The organism is Microbacterium sp. UBA7513, from assembly GCF_002478345.1.
Lineage (GTDB): Bacteria > Actinomycetota > Actinomycetes > Actinomycetales > Microbacteriaceae > Microbacterium.
This window is the reverse complement of the sequence record NZ_DLNJ01000023.1, coordinates 139481-154332: the sequence shown is the minus strand read 5'-3', so window position 1 is coordinate 154332 and position 14852 is coordinate 139481. Positions and strand designations below refer to the sequence as shown.

Sequence of the window (14852 nt, the reverse complement as noted above, 5' to 3'; positions counted from 1 at the left end):
CGCGGGGTCCGATGGGGCTCTCCGAGCTGACCAGTACGAAATGGCTCGCGCGTGGGGCAGGTCAGACCCGCGGGTGAGGGCTAGACTGGGGGACGCTGTATCCCCACAGGACCCCCGAGACAGCACGCCACGAACGGAGTCAGGATGAACCTCGTCGCACAGATCGCGATGGCCGCCGCAGAGACCGAGCACTACGGCAACGTGGCTCTCGACACGGTGATCTTCGGAGTCATCGCCGCGATCGTGTTCGCCGCTCTCGGTCTCGTGACGCTGTCGTACAAGAACGTCGCGAACCGCCACTCGGCGAAGGCGGAGGCCTGGGCGGCGAAGCACGGCAAGGACCACGAGGCGGGACACGGCCACTAGGCCCTCATGAGCACCGCGACCACGCGCGCACCGCGCATCGGCGTGATGGGCGGGACCTTCGATCCGATCCATCACGGCCATCTGGTCGCCGCCAGCGAGGTCGCGCACTCGTTCGATCTCGACGAGGTGGTGTTCGTCCCGACGGGTCGTCCCTGGCAGAAGGCCGACGTCACGCCGAGTGAGCATCGCTATCTGATGACAGTCATCGCGACGGCCTCCAACCCGCAGTTCACGGTGAGCCGCGTGGACATCGACCGCGCGGGTCCGACGTACACGATCGACACGCTCCGCGACCTCAAGGAGCAGCGCCCGGACGCCGAGCTGTTCTTCATCAGCGGGGCGGACGCCGTGGCGCAAATTCTCAGTTGGAGAGACCATGATGAATTGTGGGAACTGGCCCACTTCGTCGCGGTCTCCCGCCCAGGACACGTTCTGAGCATCGACGGCCTCCCGAGCGACGACGTCAGCCAGCTCGAGGTGCCGGCGCTGTCCATATCGTCGACGGACTGTCGCGACCGCGTCCGCGACGATCAACCGGTCTGGTACCTCGTCCCCGACGGGGTCGTCCAGTACATCGCGAAGCATCATCTGTATCGGAGCAAGGCATGAGCACATCGGATCAGCGAGGTCCGCTGACGCGGAAGCAGCTGCGGGAGATCCGGTTGACGGGATCCACCCCGATCATCAGCGAGGAAGAGGCGAAGGCCGCCGCGGAGTCCGCTCCTCCTGCCCAGCCGTTGCCCCGCGCTGCCGAGCCCGTGGTCATCCCGCCCGCCCCGGTCGCCGGCACTCCTGTCGATCCTGAGGCCGCGCCGCTCACCCGGCGTCAGGCACGGGAGCAGGAGAAGATCAAGACAGTCCCGGTTCCCGCCGTCGGCGCACCGGAGCAGCGGCCGGTGGAAGAGCCGGCGGTGCAGTCCGACGCCTCCGGCGACGACGACATGGATGACGAGGTCGTCGCGGAGCCCGTCAGCGCGGCGGAGGCCGCCGACACGGTCGGAGAGGTGCCCCTCGCCGACGAGTACGCGCAGACCCCGGAGCCCGAGCCGGAGGATCCCGCCGTCGCACTCGGCGTCAGCCAGGAGGACGCCGCCGAGGGGGAAGACCTCCTGGATGAGGACCCCGAGAGCGATGTCGACCAGGGGGAGCGTCCGACCGTCAGTCCGACATTTGGTCAGGGTGTGCTGCAGGACGAGGCGCCCGCCGAGCCGGCACCCTTCCGCCCCTCCTTCGACGAGCTGCTCACCTCGAACGACTCGGGGGGCACCCAGCACTCGGCCCCGAACGCGCTGATCTTTACCCCGTCGGCCGGCGAGGGGTCTCTCTCCGGTCCGGTCGCCTCCACCGGCGAGATCCTCGTCACGGGGTCGTACGAGCTGCCGAAGGGACTCGGCTCGCAGGGGCACGCCCACGGAACGACGGACGGCAAAGAGGTCGACGCCGTCCTCATCGACGGTGAGCTCCCGCCCGCGTCTTCCCCCACTCCGATCGCGGCGAGCTCCGCCGTCAGCACCATCAAGCCCGCCGGCGAGGTGATCCGTCCGCCGGCACCCGAGAAGGGCAACCGGCTCATGCTGATCGCCGCCATCGTCGCGGGCGCCCTCGCGCTGGGTCTGGGCACGGCCCTGGTCATCGCCTTCACAGGAAACGTCTTCTGATGCAATCACCCGAAACCGCCGAAGAGATGCTGCGCATCGCCGCCGAAGCCGCCGTGGCCAAGGGCGGTGAGGACCTCGTCGCGCTGAACGTCTCCGAACCGCTTCCGCTCGTGGACATCTTCCTCCTCGTGACCGGCAACAGCGAGCGGAACGTCGCCGCCATCGCCGACGAGATCGAGGACCGTCTCGTCGAGTCCGGACACAAGCGCGTGCGCCGAGAGGGGCGTGCCGAGGCGCGGTGGGTGCTGCTGGACTTCGGCGACCTCATCGTCCACGTCTTCCACCAGGAGGAGCGGGTCTACTACGGTCTGGAGCGCCTGTGGAAGGACTGCCCGGTCGTCCCGATCGAGGTCGCCGGGGCGTCGGCCGAAAACGCCTGACATGGCCACGCACCTGCTGACCGGTGCGGGCTCGGGGATCGGCGCGGCCCTCGCCCGACGGCTCGTGGAGCGCGGCGACGACGTCGTGGTGCTCGCGCGCGATGCGGGACGAGCGCGACAGATCGCCGAGCAGCTCCCCGGGGTCTCGACCCTGGTCGGCGATCTCGCGCAGCCGGGACGCCTCTCGTGGGCGCTCTCGAAGCAGAGCCTGCCCGATCGCATCGATTCCCTGGTGCACGCGGCCGGGGTCGTCGACCTCGGAACGGTGGGGGAGCTCACCCCGGCGCTCTGGGACCAGCAGCTCGCCGTCAATCTCGTCGCCCCGGCGGAGCTCACCCGGCTTCTGCTGCCCGTGCTCCGGGTCTCGCGGGGGCACGTCGTGTTCGTGAACTCCGGCGCCGGGCTCCGGGCGAGCCCGGGGTGGTCGGCCTACGCGGCTTCGAAGCACGGCCTGCGAGCTCTCGCGGACGCGCTCCGGCAGGAAGAGGCCGAGCACGGCCTCCGGGTGACATCGGTCTATCCCGGGCGCACGGCGACGCCCATGCAGGAGCGCGTACACCAGCAGGAAGGTCAGGAGTACGACGCGGCCCGGTTCATCACACCGGAAGCCGTGGCGACGACGATCCTCGCGGCGCTGGATCTCCCGCGGGACGCGCACCTCACGGATCTCACGGTGCGTCCGCAGGGCTGAGCGAGTCAATCACCCCATTCTCCTGCACCTCCTCGTGAGGGTGTCAAGGCCCTTCCCTTCCCTGGCGGGGTATCGGAGGCTCGTCATCAGAGAGTCCTGGAGGGCCGACTGATGTCAGAAGTTCCTGATCCCCGTTTCGTGCTTCACCGCATCACGCCGTCGGAGTGGGTGATCAACGACCTGCGCTATCCCCAGAACGACCCGCGCCATGTCGTCGCCTGCGTCTACGAGCTCGCCGACACCGAGGTCGAGGTCACGTGGCTACGCGATCTTCCGCTGGCGATCCGCTACGGCACGGCGTTCGAGGTGTTGGAGGAGGTCGAGCGGATGCAGGGTGCCAGCCGGGCCACGCGACCCATCGCGATCCCGTCTCGCCCGCCTCTGCTGGACACCTGAGCCGGCTCCGCGTGAGAAAGGGCACCCCTCCGTGAGGAGGCGGTGCCCTTTCGCGCCGTGCTGGTCAGCCGTCGTCGCCGCGGACAGCCGCGCGGTCGGCGTCCGTGCTGTCGATCCGGGCGCCGTCCGCGGGGCAGGGTCAGGAGGCGGCTGTCGCACGTGCGATGCGATCGGAGACCGACCGCCATGCTCCGAACACCGCTTCCAGGTACGGGCTGGCGCAGGTGCGCCCAGAGATGCTCGCGTTGACGGTCATGACGAAAGCCCCGTCGTAGCGGTCGAAGAAGTCGAACACCGTCGATGAGGGTGCGGGGTCGACAGAGCCAGGTGCGGACTCGAACCGCCATCCGAAGTTGTTGCGTTGGGGCAGATACCACTGGTCCCGGAGGACGACGTCGAATCGACCGATTCCCGCAATGTGGAGAGCGATGCTCTCGCCGTTCCGCGGCATCTCGGCGGGAGAGCCGGCGATGATCGATCCGTCGCCTTGGAAGATCTCCGCGAATCGGGACGACAGCATCTCCTGCACGCTGCGCGCGTCGATATCGCTGGACGGCCCGAGGACGTATGACGACGCGTACGTCATGTTCCCGGCAGGAGTGCTTCGACAGGTGCCCTCCCATGCACTTGTCGCCTGGGCGGGGGCGGGGAGTCCGGCGAACCCCAGGGAGATCAGGGCCAGAGTCACCACGATCTTCACGCTGCGTCTCATCTGCTTGTCGTCCTTTCGTCATCGGACACGGCCCGAGCTGGTCTGAGCCGAAAGGCAATCCGATTATTGGACAGGATACAAAAATATGTGCGTCGCGCCGATGGCTCGCAGCGAGCATGCCGGGATGGGACGATCGAGGCGGGATCGTGGGGCGTCGTACCACGGCCACCGCAAACGAGCCACGATGACGTAGCTGCGGGCACTGCAGCCTTCGCACTACGAACCTGATGCTCCGGATCGAACGAGTCCAAGGCGACTCCAGCAAGGAAGCTCTCGCCGAAGCGAACCGCATCATTGAGAAGATGCGTCGGTGGGCGCACGATCCTCACCAGCTTGAACCGCGGTCGCTTGCGCGGGTCGGGACGATGCGATCCGAAGATACGGGATCGGCTAATGACGGACGGGACCACCCACCACATCGATATGACGCGGCCGGGTCATGTTCTGTTCTCGTCGGTTGGCATCAAGCAGGCATTGCGTCGGGGACCGCCCGGCAGCTCGGCACCCCGCCTTGTGTTGGCGGACCCGGGGAACAGTCCCCGGGTCGGGACGCTATCCCTCTAGGCTCCGCGCATACGCGGCCAGGTTCGTCGCGCTCGGGACGACCAAGCGGGCACGTCCGGGCATGACTAATCCCAACCCGGTTAGCTGACTGAGTGCGCGGCTGACGCTCTCTCTGGACGCGCCTATGAGATTGGCGATCTGTGCGTGCGTCATACGGACCAGCAGGCCTCCGCACCGTCGGCGCTCCCCAACCGTAAGTATCGTTTGGGCGAGTCTCAACGGCACCGGACTGAATGTCACCTCAGCGAGACGTGCTTCCAACCACCCGATGCGCTCGCTGACAATAGAAAGGAGCCGAAATGCGATGCGAGGGTCGGCGATGAGGAGTTCCCTCACGTGCCGCGAGTTGATGACGCAGACCTCTGTGTCATCAAGAGCCTCGACGACGTTGTCGCCCATGCGTTGCCCCAACAAGGGCATCTCCCCGAACACAGATCCTTGCCCCAGAATCGCCACGGTGAGTTCCCTGCCTTGACCGCTCGTCCGGAACACGCGCACCCGCCCGGTCCGAAGCACAAACAACAGATCCCGCTCACGCACTGGGTCGAGAACAGTTTCGCCTGGCTTGAACGCTCGCTGCAGCAACTGCTCGTCTAATGCCGCGAACTCTTGAGCACTGAGATCCACAAAAAGATCGGTGTCTCGGAGGCAGTCGAACTCTCTTCGGCTCAAAGGGGTGTTCCTCACCGGCCGCCGCGGAGCCCTCGGTGGCGCGTGTACTTGACTGAGTGTGCTCACCGGATGAGACGACACAAGTCACGAACTGTGATGCGATACCCGAAATACTGCTGCCGCTCTGCGACGTCTGTCACTGAACGGACCATAGTTCTCCGCGTACGGTGGCAGTCCATGCAATCGGAGAACGGCAGCAACACTGAACAAGTTCTCGACACGCATCCTCCCCATCGCATCCGCAGCCCTCGCGGCGGTCTCCCTCCTGGCTATCGCCCCAGCCGCAAGTGCGGCGGAGATGCGTGGAGAGCTCGTCGGGACATTCCAAGGACATGAGGTCACCGCACGGATCGTGGACGCCACGTAGAAGGTGCGCCCGCCGACGTCGTCAAGAAGCCCGCCCCGCTGACGCTCAATACCGCGAAACCGCGCCGGCCTCGCATGGGACGGCGGAAAAGCTCCCGGAGGTCGTCTCCCTCTCGCAACGTCGGCTGATGGACCCTGCCGCGGTGATCGCCGGGCTTCCGCGAGACACGAGGCCGTTGCCGCCAATGGACCGTTACGAACATCTGCAACCAAAACGCGCCGCGAAACTCACGGTCGACACCACCGATGTAGGAGCAAACACCGCATGACCCCTGCATTCACCACCCAGACGCCGACAACGCTGCGCGGGCGGCGAGGACTCACTGAAGAAGCCTCGACGGCCGCGGTCGACGCCGCCTGCCGCAGGCTCAGACTGCCCACGATGCGATCTGTCATGAACGACGCCCTCTCCTACGCCGACCGTGAGCAGCTCTCCTACCGGGGCTTGCTCGCCGAGCTGCTCCTCGCCGAGGTCGACGAACGCTATCGATGGTCCACATCGGCGACGTCGCTGCATTGCACTGCTCCGGCTCGACGGCTGTGGTGACGCCGCGAGCGACGCCACCACAGTTGTCATCAGAGGTTGGTGATGATGTTCGTATCCCAGGCGAGCCACGAGTTCGTGTTGTCGGATGATTGGATACGCACGTGGTTGACCAAATGACCGATGCCGCTGTAGGCCTTGACGGTCACCGGCACACTGACTGTCTCACCGGCGCCGACCGTGACTTGTCCGGTCAGGCCGCTTGCCCCCTCGACCAGGGAGCCCGGGTCTGTCACTGTGGCGCGTCCGGGGGTAATGAAGCGCTGGTCGATATCGACCGTCTCCGTCTCGGCCCCGGAGTTGGTGATGACGATGTCGAACGTATAGCTCGAGCCGGGGCGCACCTTGAACGTGTTATCGACGATCTTGGCGGTGACTTCGTGCTCGACCCAGGTGCCGACGAGTTCGCCCGAGGGCTCGACAGCCTGCGCAGCGGGCGCGATGGCGACGATCGAGGCCGCGACAAGACCCACAGCAGCAGTGGAGAGGAGACGCGAGGTGATTCTGTTCATGAGGTGTGTACCGCTTTCTCCGGACGTTCCGGACTGCCACGGTAGGCAGCAACCGCGCTGTGGTTCAGTGATCAAGATCACGGAACGACGGCTAGTGCAGCCCCAGGCATACTCCTGCATCTGGCACCGAGTCACCCGGACACGCCAACCCGCCGACGCTCCGGAGGGGGACAGCTGAAACTACATCGCGGACGGCGCGGGGACCGAGTTGCATCTGGCACGTGGCATTCGGGTGGTGGTGGTCATGAGGCGGGCGTTGTGGCTTGCGCCGTTGCCATTGCACCGTGCCCGATGAGCCTGGAGACCTGGCCGACCTGCGTCGTGGAGACGCCGGCGGCCGCGCCGTCACTTCCCCTCGGGGGTTGTACCCGGGCACGGGTGGATCGATCTCGGTCACTGCCAGCAACGGCGTATACCGCTGGCATGTGATCGCATCCTGCGCCACGTACTGTGAGGGGAAGTTCTCGATCACTGATCTGACAAGCGGGCTCAGCGGGGGCTTCTCAACGGCCATTGCCTTGTCTAGATCGGTCGCGACGACCAAGCTCAAGGAGCACAGGTACTCAGGGACCTTGTCGGGCGTGGCATCCAACTTCCTGGTCCCCTGTGCGTGGACGGGGCCGAACAACACGATCTGCAAGTTCGGAACAAGGTTGGTGCGGGGGCCTGGGAACTGACCAGGCCCCTCAGCCGGCTATGCGCACTACATGCGCGGCGCCTCGGCCCTCGTGTGCACGTGGGCTCTCGTTGCTTTTCGTCCGAGATAGTCAGAACTCGTCGAAAAACGTGAGTAAGTCGTGAGCGGCCTCGAAACGGTGGTCCGTAGAAACACGAAAACCCCTGGAGAACCAGGGGTTTTTCGTGGACCTGAGGGGACTCGAACCCCTGACCCCCTGCATGCCATGCAGGTGCGCTACCAGCTGCGCCACAGGCCCAGACGCTGCTCCGGAGTGCTCCAGGCAACGTGAAAACACTACTACACGAATCCGCATCCGCACCAATCGGGACGGGCCACCCGGGCGCGTCGGGGCCCGAGGAACATCCGGAGGACCCACGACGTTCGATCCACCGTGAGCACTCTCGACAGCATCGTGATCGGCGCCGGCCAGGCCGGGCTGTCTGCGTCGTTCCACCTGCGCCGCCGCGGGATCGAGCACGTCGTCCTGGATGCCGATGCTCGCGCCGGGGGAGCGTGGCAGCACCGGTGGGACGCCCTCACGATGCGCGACGTGCACGGGGTCGCCGAGCTCCCGGGCGACACCGCGCCGCCGCGGGACGAGCGGCGGGCCAACATCGCGGTACCGGAGTACTTCGCCGCGTACGAGAAGGCCCATGAGCTGCCGGTGCTGCGGCCGGTGCACGTCCGCCGGGTCCACGATGACGACGGCGTCCTGGTCGTCCAGGCCGACGAGGGGGAGTGGCGCACCCGCACCCTCGTCAACGCGACGGGCACCTGGACGCAACCCTTCCTCCCGCACTATCCGGGGATGGAGACGTTCCTCGGAGAGCAGTTCCACACCGTCGACTACCCGGGCCCCGAGCACTTCCTCGGCAAGCGGGTGCTGGTCGTCGGCGGCGGTGCGTCCGCCGTGCAGTTCCTCGGTGCCCTCGCTCCGCTCACCGAGACCCTCTGGGTCACCCGACGCCCACCCGTCTGGCGCGACGACGATTTCACGCCGGAGGCCGGGGCCGCCGCGGTCGCGCTCGTCGAGAAGCGCGTGGCGGCCGGCCTGCCCCCGGAGAGCGTGGTCAGTGTCACGGGTCTCATGCTGCGACCGCAAGAACGCGAAGCGGAGCGCCTCGGGGCCTATGCCGACCGTCGACCGCTCTTCCAGCGCATCGAGCCCGACGGCGTGCGCTGGGCCGACGGATCGTTCGAGCGGGTGGACGTGATCCTGTGGGCGACGGGGTTCCGGCCGGCCATCGGCCACCTCGCCCCGCTCCACCTGCGCAGTGCCGCGGGCGGAATCCAGCTCGACCGCGGCGGCCGCGGTACGACGGCGGTGGCCGACCCCCGGGTGCAGCTCGTCGGGTACGGCCCGTCTGCGAGCACCATCGGTGCGAACCGGGCGGGGCGGGCCGCGGCGGCCGGTGTCGTCCGCGCGCTCGCGATGACGGGAGCCGCGGTCTCGTCCTGATCGTTTCGTCGTCCGGCGCATCCTGTGGATACGCTGGGAGGCATGCTGCGCATCGTCCTGACCGTCGTCTGGCTGCTGCTCTCCGCGTGGCTCGTGGTGTGGGTGGGGGAAGGCCTGTTCGGTGTGAACCAGCGCGAGTCGATCCTCCCCTTCGCGAGCGACGACGGCCCGGGCGGACCGATCGTGATCGGCGTCGCCTGGGGCCTGCTGCTCACCTTCGGCGGATCGATGTCGGGTCTGGCACGGCGCAAGAAGCTCCGCGGGCCGGCGCAGATCGGTGTCGGCACCATCGTCGAGATGTCCCGCACCGGCGTCACCGTGAACGACGTCCCGCAGTACGACCTCTTCATCCGGGTCAGCCCCAGCATCGGCGACGACTTCATCGGACAGCTGCGCATGCTGCTCGACGCCGGCGACGTCGGAGCCCTGCAGGTCGGGCAGCCCGTCCCCGTCCGCTACAACGTGGATGACCCCGACACGGTCGAGCTCGCCGACCTCAGCGACCCGAGCGTCCGGGAGGCGATGCTGCAGTGGCGCATCGACCGCGGCCTCATCGACCCGTCCCAGGTCCGCGCGCGCACGACGGGGATCCAGGTGCCCGCGTCCGTGGTGGGGGTGCGTCCGACCGGGCGGCGCCGTGAGGGGCAGAGCGAGCTCGCGCTGACGGTGCTCGTTGCCCCCGAGGGAGCAGAGCCGTGGGAGGCCGACACCACCGTGTTCGTCTACCCGCAGGCCGTGTCGCGCCTGCAGGTGGGAGCGCCGATCTGGGCGTTCTACCAGCGGGAGGATCCGCACACGGTCGCCGTCACCATCGAGAAGGAGGCGGCACGATGAACCCCCTCGACACGCTGATGTGGCTGGTGAACTTCCCCGCCGCGCACGGCTATGCGATGGTCTTCATCGCGGCGTTCTCGATCCTCGGGCTGTTCGCGATGTCCGCGCGAGGCGTGACTGCCGGCGGCTCGCTGCGGGCGGTACGCGAGCGGGAGGGTCTGGTTCCGGCGGGCACGCGATCCAGGGGCAGCATCGGCGGCGCCGCGGTCCGCGTGCTTTTCCGCGTCCTGGCCTTCGTGATGCTCGGCTCCCTCATCATCGGCATCCTGAGCCTGACCGGTGTGCCGGTGACCCGCGCGTACATCTTCGAGAACGGCCGTCCCACCACCGGCACGGTGGACGGCGACTGGGTGACGTTCACGGCCGCGGATGGCACCGAGTACACGCTGGAGAGCGACTTCTTCACTCCGGCCGTGTACCCGGACCGTGACGCGTGGCTCCCGAGCGGAGCGCCCGTGGTCGTGCGGTACCTGCCCGCGCACCCTCAGGCCTTCGTCATCGACAGTTCGCAGATCCCGGACTGACGTCGGTGAGGGCGCGTAGGGTGAAGACATGTCGCGCATCCTCGTCTTCGGCGGCCACGGCCGCATCGCCCTGCTGCTCGCCCCGCTCCTCGTCGCCCGCGGTCACGAGGTCACAGGGGTGATCCGGAACCCCGATCACGTGTCCGAGGTGGAGGAGGGTGGCGCGATCGCGCTCGTGGCCGACATCGAGACCATGGACGTCGACGCCCTCACCGAGATCATCCGCGGGCATGACGCGGTGGTGTGGTCGGCGGGCGCCGGGGGTGGGAGCCCCGAGCGCACCTACGCCGTCGACCGGGACGCGGCGGAGCGGACCATGGACGCGGCCGAGCGCGCCGGTGTGCGGCGGTACGTCCTGGTGTCGTGGATCGGGTCCACGGCCGACCACGGAGTCCCGGAAGAGGACTCCTTCTTCCCATACGCCGATGCGAAGTGGGCTGCCGACGAGCACCTCCGCGCTTCCGGCCTCGACGGGACGATCCTCGGCCCCGGCACGCTGACCTTCGACGACCCGACCGGACGCATCCGCATCGATCCGGAGGGGCGCGGCGAGGTCTCGCGCGCCGACGTCGCGGCAGTCATCGTCGCGACCCTGGAGGACCCGGGCACGATCGGGCGCACGATCCGCTTCGGCAACGGCGATGAGGAGACTTCGGTTCCGATCGCCGAGGCGATCGCACGCTGAGAGCGATGAAGCAGGGCCGGTCACGGGTGCGGCGGGGCGTCGGCGCTGCACTCGTCCTGCTTGCCCTCACGGGAGGTGCCTGCGTGTCGGCGGCTGCACAGTCCAGCCCGGAGCCCGCTGCAGAGGCGGTGTCGGTGCAGGCCGCAGAACCGGACGCGTTCCGAGAGCAGGCCGCCGCCCTCGTCGCGGACATGAGCACCGCGGATCAGGCGTCATCCATCGTGATGGGACACATCGGCGGGACCGATCCGGCAGCGCTGCATGACTACATGAAGTCGGGGCTCGGAGGGTTCATCCTCATGGGCGGCAACATCCCGGCCACGGAAGCGGAACTCCGCACGCTGACGTCAGCACTGGCGATCGATCCCGCGCTCCCGCCGCTGATCGCGGCGGATCAGGAGGGCGGCATCGTGTCGAGACTGCCGTGGGACACGTACGCGGCGTCGCCGATGCTGAAGAATCGCCCGGTGGACGAGACGGAGGCCGCGTTCGCCGCGCGCGGCGCGCTCGTCGCCCGCGCCGGGATCACTGTCGACTTCGGCACCGTCGCCGACGTCCCCGCGGACCCCGGCTCGTTCATCTTCGCCCGGGCCCTCGGCGCCGATCCGGAGGGTGCCGCCGCTCGCACCGCCGCCGCGACGGAGGGCCAGGAGCACTTCGTCGCGTCCACGCTCAAGCACTTCCCCGGGCACGGAGCGGCACCGGGCGACTCCCATCACGCGATCCCGAGCACCAGCATGACGAAGGCCGCCTGGCGCGAAGCGGACGGCGTCCCGTTCGCCGCCGGCATCGAAGCCGGCGCCTCGTTGCTCATGTACGGCCATCTCGCGTACACCGCCGTGGACTCCCGTCCGGCGTCGCTCTCCGCCGAGTGGCATCGCATCGCGCGAGAAGAGCTCGGGTTCGACGGCGTGGCCGTGACGGACGACCTCGGCATGCTGCTGTCCTCGGGGGATCCGGCCTACGCCGACCCCGTCGCGAACGGCGTCGCCGCGGTCGCAGCCGGCAACGACCTCGTGCTCATGATCGCGGGGTCCACGGCGCAGACCGCGACCGAGATGGCCGCGGGGATCGCCGCGGCCGTCGACGCCGGGACGCTCCCCGCCGAGCGACTGGAGGACGCGGCGACCCGAGTGCTCGCCCTGCGGCTGCAGCTCGCCGCAGCGTCGTCGTCGTGGGCGGTCTGCGGGGACTGCGCCGTCCGCTGACGCTCAGGCTGCGGCGCGCTCGTCCGGGCCGAGCCAGGCGGTGAGGAGGGCGGCGCGGAGGCCGGCGCCGCGGTCTGCGAAACCACGCTGGCGCCGGACGTACTCGGCCTTGCCCTCCGGCGTCTCGATGCGTACCGGTTCGACGTCCCACGCCGACAGGTCGTACGGGGCGGCCTGCATGTCGAGCAGTCGGATGTCGCGCGCCAGCTCGAACGCGTCCAGTAGCAGTTCTCCGGGAATGAGCGGGCCGAGTTTCATCGCCCACTTGTACAGGTCCATGCCGGCGTGCAGACAGCCGGGCTGTTCGAGGAGCGGCTGATCCTCTCTCGTCAGTGCCGCGCGGTTGCGAGGCGCCGCCTCCGGAGTGAAGAACCGGAAGGCGTCGAAGTGCGTGCAGCGGAGATCGTGGCCCTCGACCACCGCGTCCGTGCCCTCCTGCCCGAGCCGCAGGGGGACGGCATGCCGATGCTCCGCGGCACGGTAGACCATCGCCCACTCGTGCAGGCCGAAGCAGCCGAACTGCCCGGGCCGGGAGCCGGTGCGGCGCAGCATCAGCGAGACGAGGCGAGCGAGCTCCGGCTTCTCGGCGGCGAAGCGCTGGGCGTCGGGGATCGCGCCGCCGGGTGTGATCCCGGGGGAGTACCAGCGCCATGTCACTCGCTCGGATGCGTCCTGCAACTCCACGCCCGCCCCCGGGTGCCATCGCCGGAGCTGTGCGGGCTTATAGCCGTAGTAGGTGAAGAGGAAGTCCCACACGGGGTGCTTCTCGCTGCGCGCCACACGGTCTCGGTGCTCCGCCGTCAGCGCGTCGGCCCGTTGCCGATGCGCGTCCTCGCGCTGCAGCCAGTCGTCACGCCTGAGGATCATGTCAGCGCAGGATGCCCGCATCGCCGAGCTGGTCGCGGAGGCCAGCGCCGTCCTCTGCGCTCACCCACGGAGCCTCGTCCGCGTCATGGGATTCCATCTCGGCGCGACCGCCGGCGAGCACCGCCTCCGCGGGCAGCAGCCGTCGGATCGCGACACCCGCGACGGAATCCGGGTACTCCTCCTGGAACTGCGTGTAGATGGCCTCGTCATGCTGGCCGTCGTCGCCGATCAGCAGCCATTTGACGTCCGGGAACTCGGTGGCCAGCCGACGGAGATTCGTGAGCTTGTGCTCGCGACCGCTGCGGAACCAGCGGTCGTGCGTGGGACCCCAGTCGGTCAGCAGCAGCGAGCCGGCGGGGAAGAGGTGCCGACCGAGGAACCGCGACAGGGTGGGGGCGACGTTCCAGGCGCCGGTGGAGAGATAGATCATGGGGGCGCCGGGGTGCTGCCGGAGAAGCTGATCGAGCAGAACCGCCATCCCGGGCACAGGAATGCGTGCGTGCTCGTCGACGACGAACGAGTTCCAGAAGGCGATGAAAGGGCGGGGGAGCGCCGTGACCATGACGGTGTCGTCGACGTCCGACACGACACCGAACCGGGTGGCCTCCGCGACGACGAAGGCCCGGGCCTCGATGGGCTCCTGCCCCTCGACAGTGATCGTGAAGGTCTGCCAGCCGGGGTCGAGCTCGGCGCGGATGACGGTGTCGATGACGCCGCCGCGGTCGGCGACCACCCGATGCGTGCTGTCGCCGACATGCACGTCGACCGAGGCGAAGCCCACGGGGATGCCGACGAAGCTGCGCCAGCCGCGGATGCTCGCCGGTTCCCCGTCGCGACCGGGGCGCTGCGGCGGGACGATCAGGACGCGACCGAGCACGCGGACCCACCCGGGGCCGCCGTAGCCCGGGAAAGGCAGCACGGTGGCGTTCCGGCCGCGGCGGCGCGCTCGTCCCTCGCGCCACACGTGCAGGCGGTGCTCGAGACGGGCGAACCAGTGGATCCTGGGCGCCGGGGGTGCGGGGGCCATTGCCTCAGTCTTTCACGTCGGCGTCGGACTCCGCCGCAGGGGCCTCCAGATGACGAGCTTCCAGGCGGTGCAGCAGCCGCTTGCCCAGGTAGGCGAGCACGAGGAACAGGGCGATGACCCCGACGAACAGGTAGCCCGCGAAGTGCACGCGGTCGACGAGCTCACGGAAGCTCCCGGCCGCCAGTGAGGTCACGCTCACGTAGGCCGAGGCCCAGATGATGCAGGCCGGGGTCGTCCAGGCCAGGAAGCGCCGGTAGGGGTACTCGCTCATCCCGACCGTGAGAGGGACGAGGGAGTGGAGGACAGGGAGGAAGCGGGAGAGGAAGATGGCGATGCCGCCGCGTCGCGCGAGGTAGTTCTCCGCGCGGACCCAGTTGTGCTCCCCGATCCGCCGCCCGAGCCAGGAGGCACGGATGTAGGGGCCGAGCCAACGGCCGAGCCAGAAGCCGATGCTCTCTCCGATGAGGGCGCCAACGACGACGGCCACACCCATCGCGATGCCCTCCAGAGGGGTGGCGACGCCCATCGAGGCGATGATGACGATCGTGTCGCCCGGGACGATGAGGCCGATGAGGATGCTCGTCTCTAGCATGACGGCGAGACCTGCGACCAGCGTGCGCGTGACCGGATCGATCGACTGCACGGTGTCGAGGAGCCAGAGCAGGAGGTCGTCCACCCCATGAGGATACGGGAGCGGCCCGGTCCTAG

The 14852-nt window shown here is 68.5% G+C and carries 18 protein-coding genes and 1 tRNA gene; 12 read left to right on the top strand and 7 right to left on the bottom strand.

Annotation, left to right across the window (positions count from 1 at the left end; translation table 11 throughout):
- Nucleotides 1–144: 144 nt before the first annotated feature.
- From B2W79_RS13975 to B2W79_RS13950, 6 genes are all read left to right on the top strand, one after another.
- Nucleotides 145–366 (top strand): hypothetical protein, encoded by a 222-nt coding sequence (locus tag B2W79_RS13975; RefSeq protein WP_071329541.1) that lies wholly within the window; start codon nt 145–147, stop codon nt 364–366.
- Between the two features lie 6 nt (nt 367–372).
- A complete protein-coding gene (gene nadD / locus B2W79_RS13970; RefSeq protein WP_082749995.1) occupies nt 373–975 on the top strand; it encodes a nicotinate-nucleotide adenylyltransferase in 603 nt (200 codons plus the stop codon).
- Complete coding sequence (locus B2W79_RS13965) at nt 972–2024, top strand: hypothetical protein (protein WP_071329540.1); 1053 nt, start codon at nt 972–974, stop codon at nt 2022–2024. Before nadD ends, B2W79_RS13965 begins: the two co-directional genes overlap by 4 nt.
- Nucleotides 2024–2404, top strand: a complete 381-nt coding sequence (gene rsfS, locus B2W79_RS13960) for a ribosome silencing factor (RefSeq protein WP_071329539.1) — start codon at nt 2024–2026, stop codon at nt 2402–2404. Before B2W79_RS13965 ends, rsfS begins: the two co-directional genes overlap by 1 nt.
- A 1-nt stretch (nt 2405) precedes the next feature.
- Nucleotides 2406–3095: an SDR family oxidoreductase gene (locus B2W79_RS13955; RefSeq protein ID WP_071329538.1), complete on the top strand. Its 690-nt coding sequence runs from the start codon at nt 2406–2408 to the stop codon at nt 3093–3095.
- A 138-nt stretch (nt 3096–3233) separates the two neighbouring features.
- Nucleotides 3234–3491, top strand: a complete 258-nt coding sequence (locus B2W79_RS13950) for a hypothetical protein (RefSeq protein WP_292790305.1) — start codon at nt 3234–3236, stop codon at nt 3489–3491.
- A 139-nt stretch (nt 3492–3630) separates the two neighbouring features.
- Here the strand turns inward: B2W79_RS13950 and B2W79_RS13945 are convergent, their stop codons facing one another.
- Together B2W79_RS13945 and B2W79_RS13940 are read right to left on the bottom strand one after the other, a co-directional pair.
- The gene (locus B2W79_RS13945; RefSeq protein ID WP_071329537.1) at nt 3631–4203 is read right to left on the bottom strand and encodes a hypothetical protein; all 573 of its coding nucleotides are present in this window, start codon (nt 4201–4203) and stop codon (nt 3631–3633) included.
- Nucleotides 4204–4755: 552 nt separating this feature from the next.
- The gene (locus B2W79_RS13940) at nt 4756–5439 is read right to left on the bottom strand and encodes a Crp/Fnr family transcriptional regulator (RefSeq protein ID WP_071329536.1); all 684 of its coding nucleotides are present in this window, start codon (nt 5437–5439) and stop codon (nt 4756–4758) included.
- A 748-nt stretch (nt 5440–6187) separates the two neighbouring features.
- On the opposite strand from B2W79_RS13940, the gene B2W79_RS17665 reads away from it, so the two are divergent.
- Nucleotides 6188–6352 (top strand): hypothetical protein, encoded by a 165-nt coding sequence (locus B2W79_RS17665; protein WP_177173844.1) that lies wholly within the window; start codon nt 6188–6190, stop codon nt 6350–6352.
- A gap of 29 nt (nt 6353–6381) precedes the next feature.
- Here B2W79_RS17665 and B2W79_RS13930 read toward each other — a convergent pair whose 3' ends face one another.
- Together B2W79_RS13930 and B2W79_RS13925 are read right to left on the bottom strand one after the other, a co-directional pair.
- On the bottom strand, nt 6382–6861 hold the full coding sequence (locus B2W79_RS13930) for a hypothetical protein (protein ID WP_143049304.1): 480 nt from the start codon (nt 6859–6861) through the stop codon (nt 6382–6384).
- Nucleotides 6862–7723: 862 nt separating this feature from the next.
- A tRNA-Ala gene (locus tag B2W79_RS13925) sits at nt 7724–7796 on the bottom strand.
- 135 nt (nt 7797–7931) lie between these two features.
- On the opposite strand from B2W79_RS13925, the gene B2W79_RS13920 reads away from it, so the two are divergent.
- The 5 genes from B2W79_RS13920 to B2W79_RS13900 all read left to right on the top strand — a co-directional run bounded on the left by B2W79_RS13920 (nt 7932) and on the right by B2W79_RS13900 (nt 12250).
- Entirely contained in the window at nt 7932–8999 is a 1068-nt protein-coding gene (locus tag B2W79_RS13920) for a flavin-containing monooxygenase (protein ID WP_071329534.1), read from the top strand.
- 42 nt (nt 9000–9041) lie between these two features.
- A complete protein-coding gene (locus tag B2W79_RS13915) occupies nt 9042–9833 on the top strand; it encodes a hypothetical protein (protein WP_071329533.1) in 792 nt (263 codons plus the stop codon).
- Complete coding sequence (locus tag B2W79_RS13910) at nt 9830–10357, top strand: DUF3592 domain-containing protein (protein WP_071329532.1); 528 nt, start codon at nt 9830–9832, stop codon at nt 10355–10357. Before B2W79_RS13915 ends, B2W79_RS13910 begins: the two co-directional genes overlap by 4 nt.
- A 28-nt stretch (nt 10358–10385) precedes the next feature.
- Nucleotides 10386–11042: an SDR family oxidoreductase gene (locus B2W79_RS13905; RefSeq protein ID WP_071329531.1), complete on the top strand. Its 657-nt coding sequence runs from the start codon at nt 10386–10388 to the stop codon at nt 11040–11042.
- Nucleotides 11043–11125: 83 nt separating this feature from the next.
- Nucleotides 11126–12250 (top strand): glycoside hydrolase family 3 N-terminal domain-containing protein, encoded by a 1125-nt coding sequence (locus B2W79_RS13900; RefSeq protein ID WP_256209469.1) that lies wholly within the window; start codon nt 11126–11128, stop codon nt 12248–12250.
- Between the two features lie 3 nt (nt 12251–12253).
- Here B2W79_RS13900 and B2W79_RS13895 read toward each other — a convergent pair whose 3' ends face one another.
- The 3 genes from B2W79_RS13895 to B2W79_RS13885 are packed head-to-tail and all read right to left on the bottom strand — an operon-like array spanning nt 12254 to nt 14820.
- Nucleotides 12254–13117, bottom strand: a complete 864-nt coding sequence (locus B2W79_RS13895; protein WP_083391791.1) for a 3-methyladenine DNA glycosylase — start codon at nt 13115–13117, stop codon at nt 12254–12256.
- A gap of 1 nt (nt 13118) precedes the next feature.
- Nucleotides 13119–14144 carry an App1 family protein gene (locus B2W79_RS13890; RefSeq protein ID WP_292790297.1) on the bottom strand — a complete coding sequence of 342 codons (1026 nt, stop codon included), beginning with the start codon at nt 14142–14144 and terminating at the stop codon, nt 13119–13121.
- 4 nt (nt 14145–14148) lie between these two features.
- Entirely contained in the window at nt 14149–14820 is a 672-nt protein-coding gene (locus tag B2W79_RS13885) for a DedA family protein (protein ID WP_025104953.1), read from the bottom strand.
- Nucleotides 14821–14852: the final 32 nt, after the last annotated feature.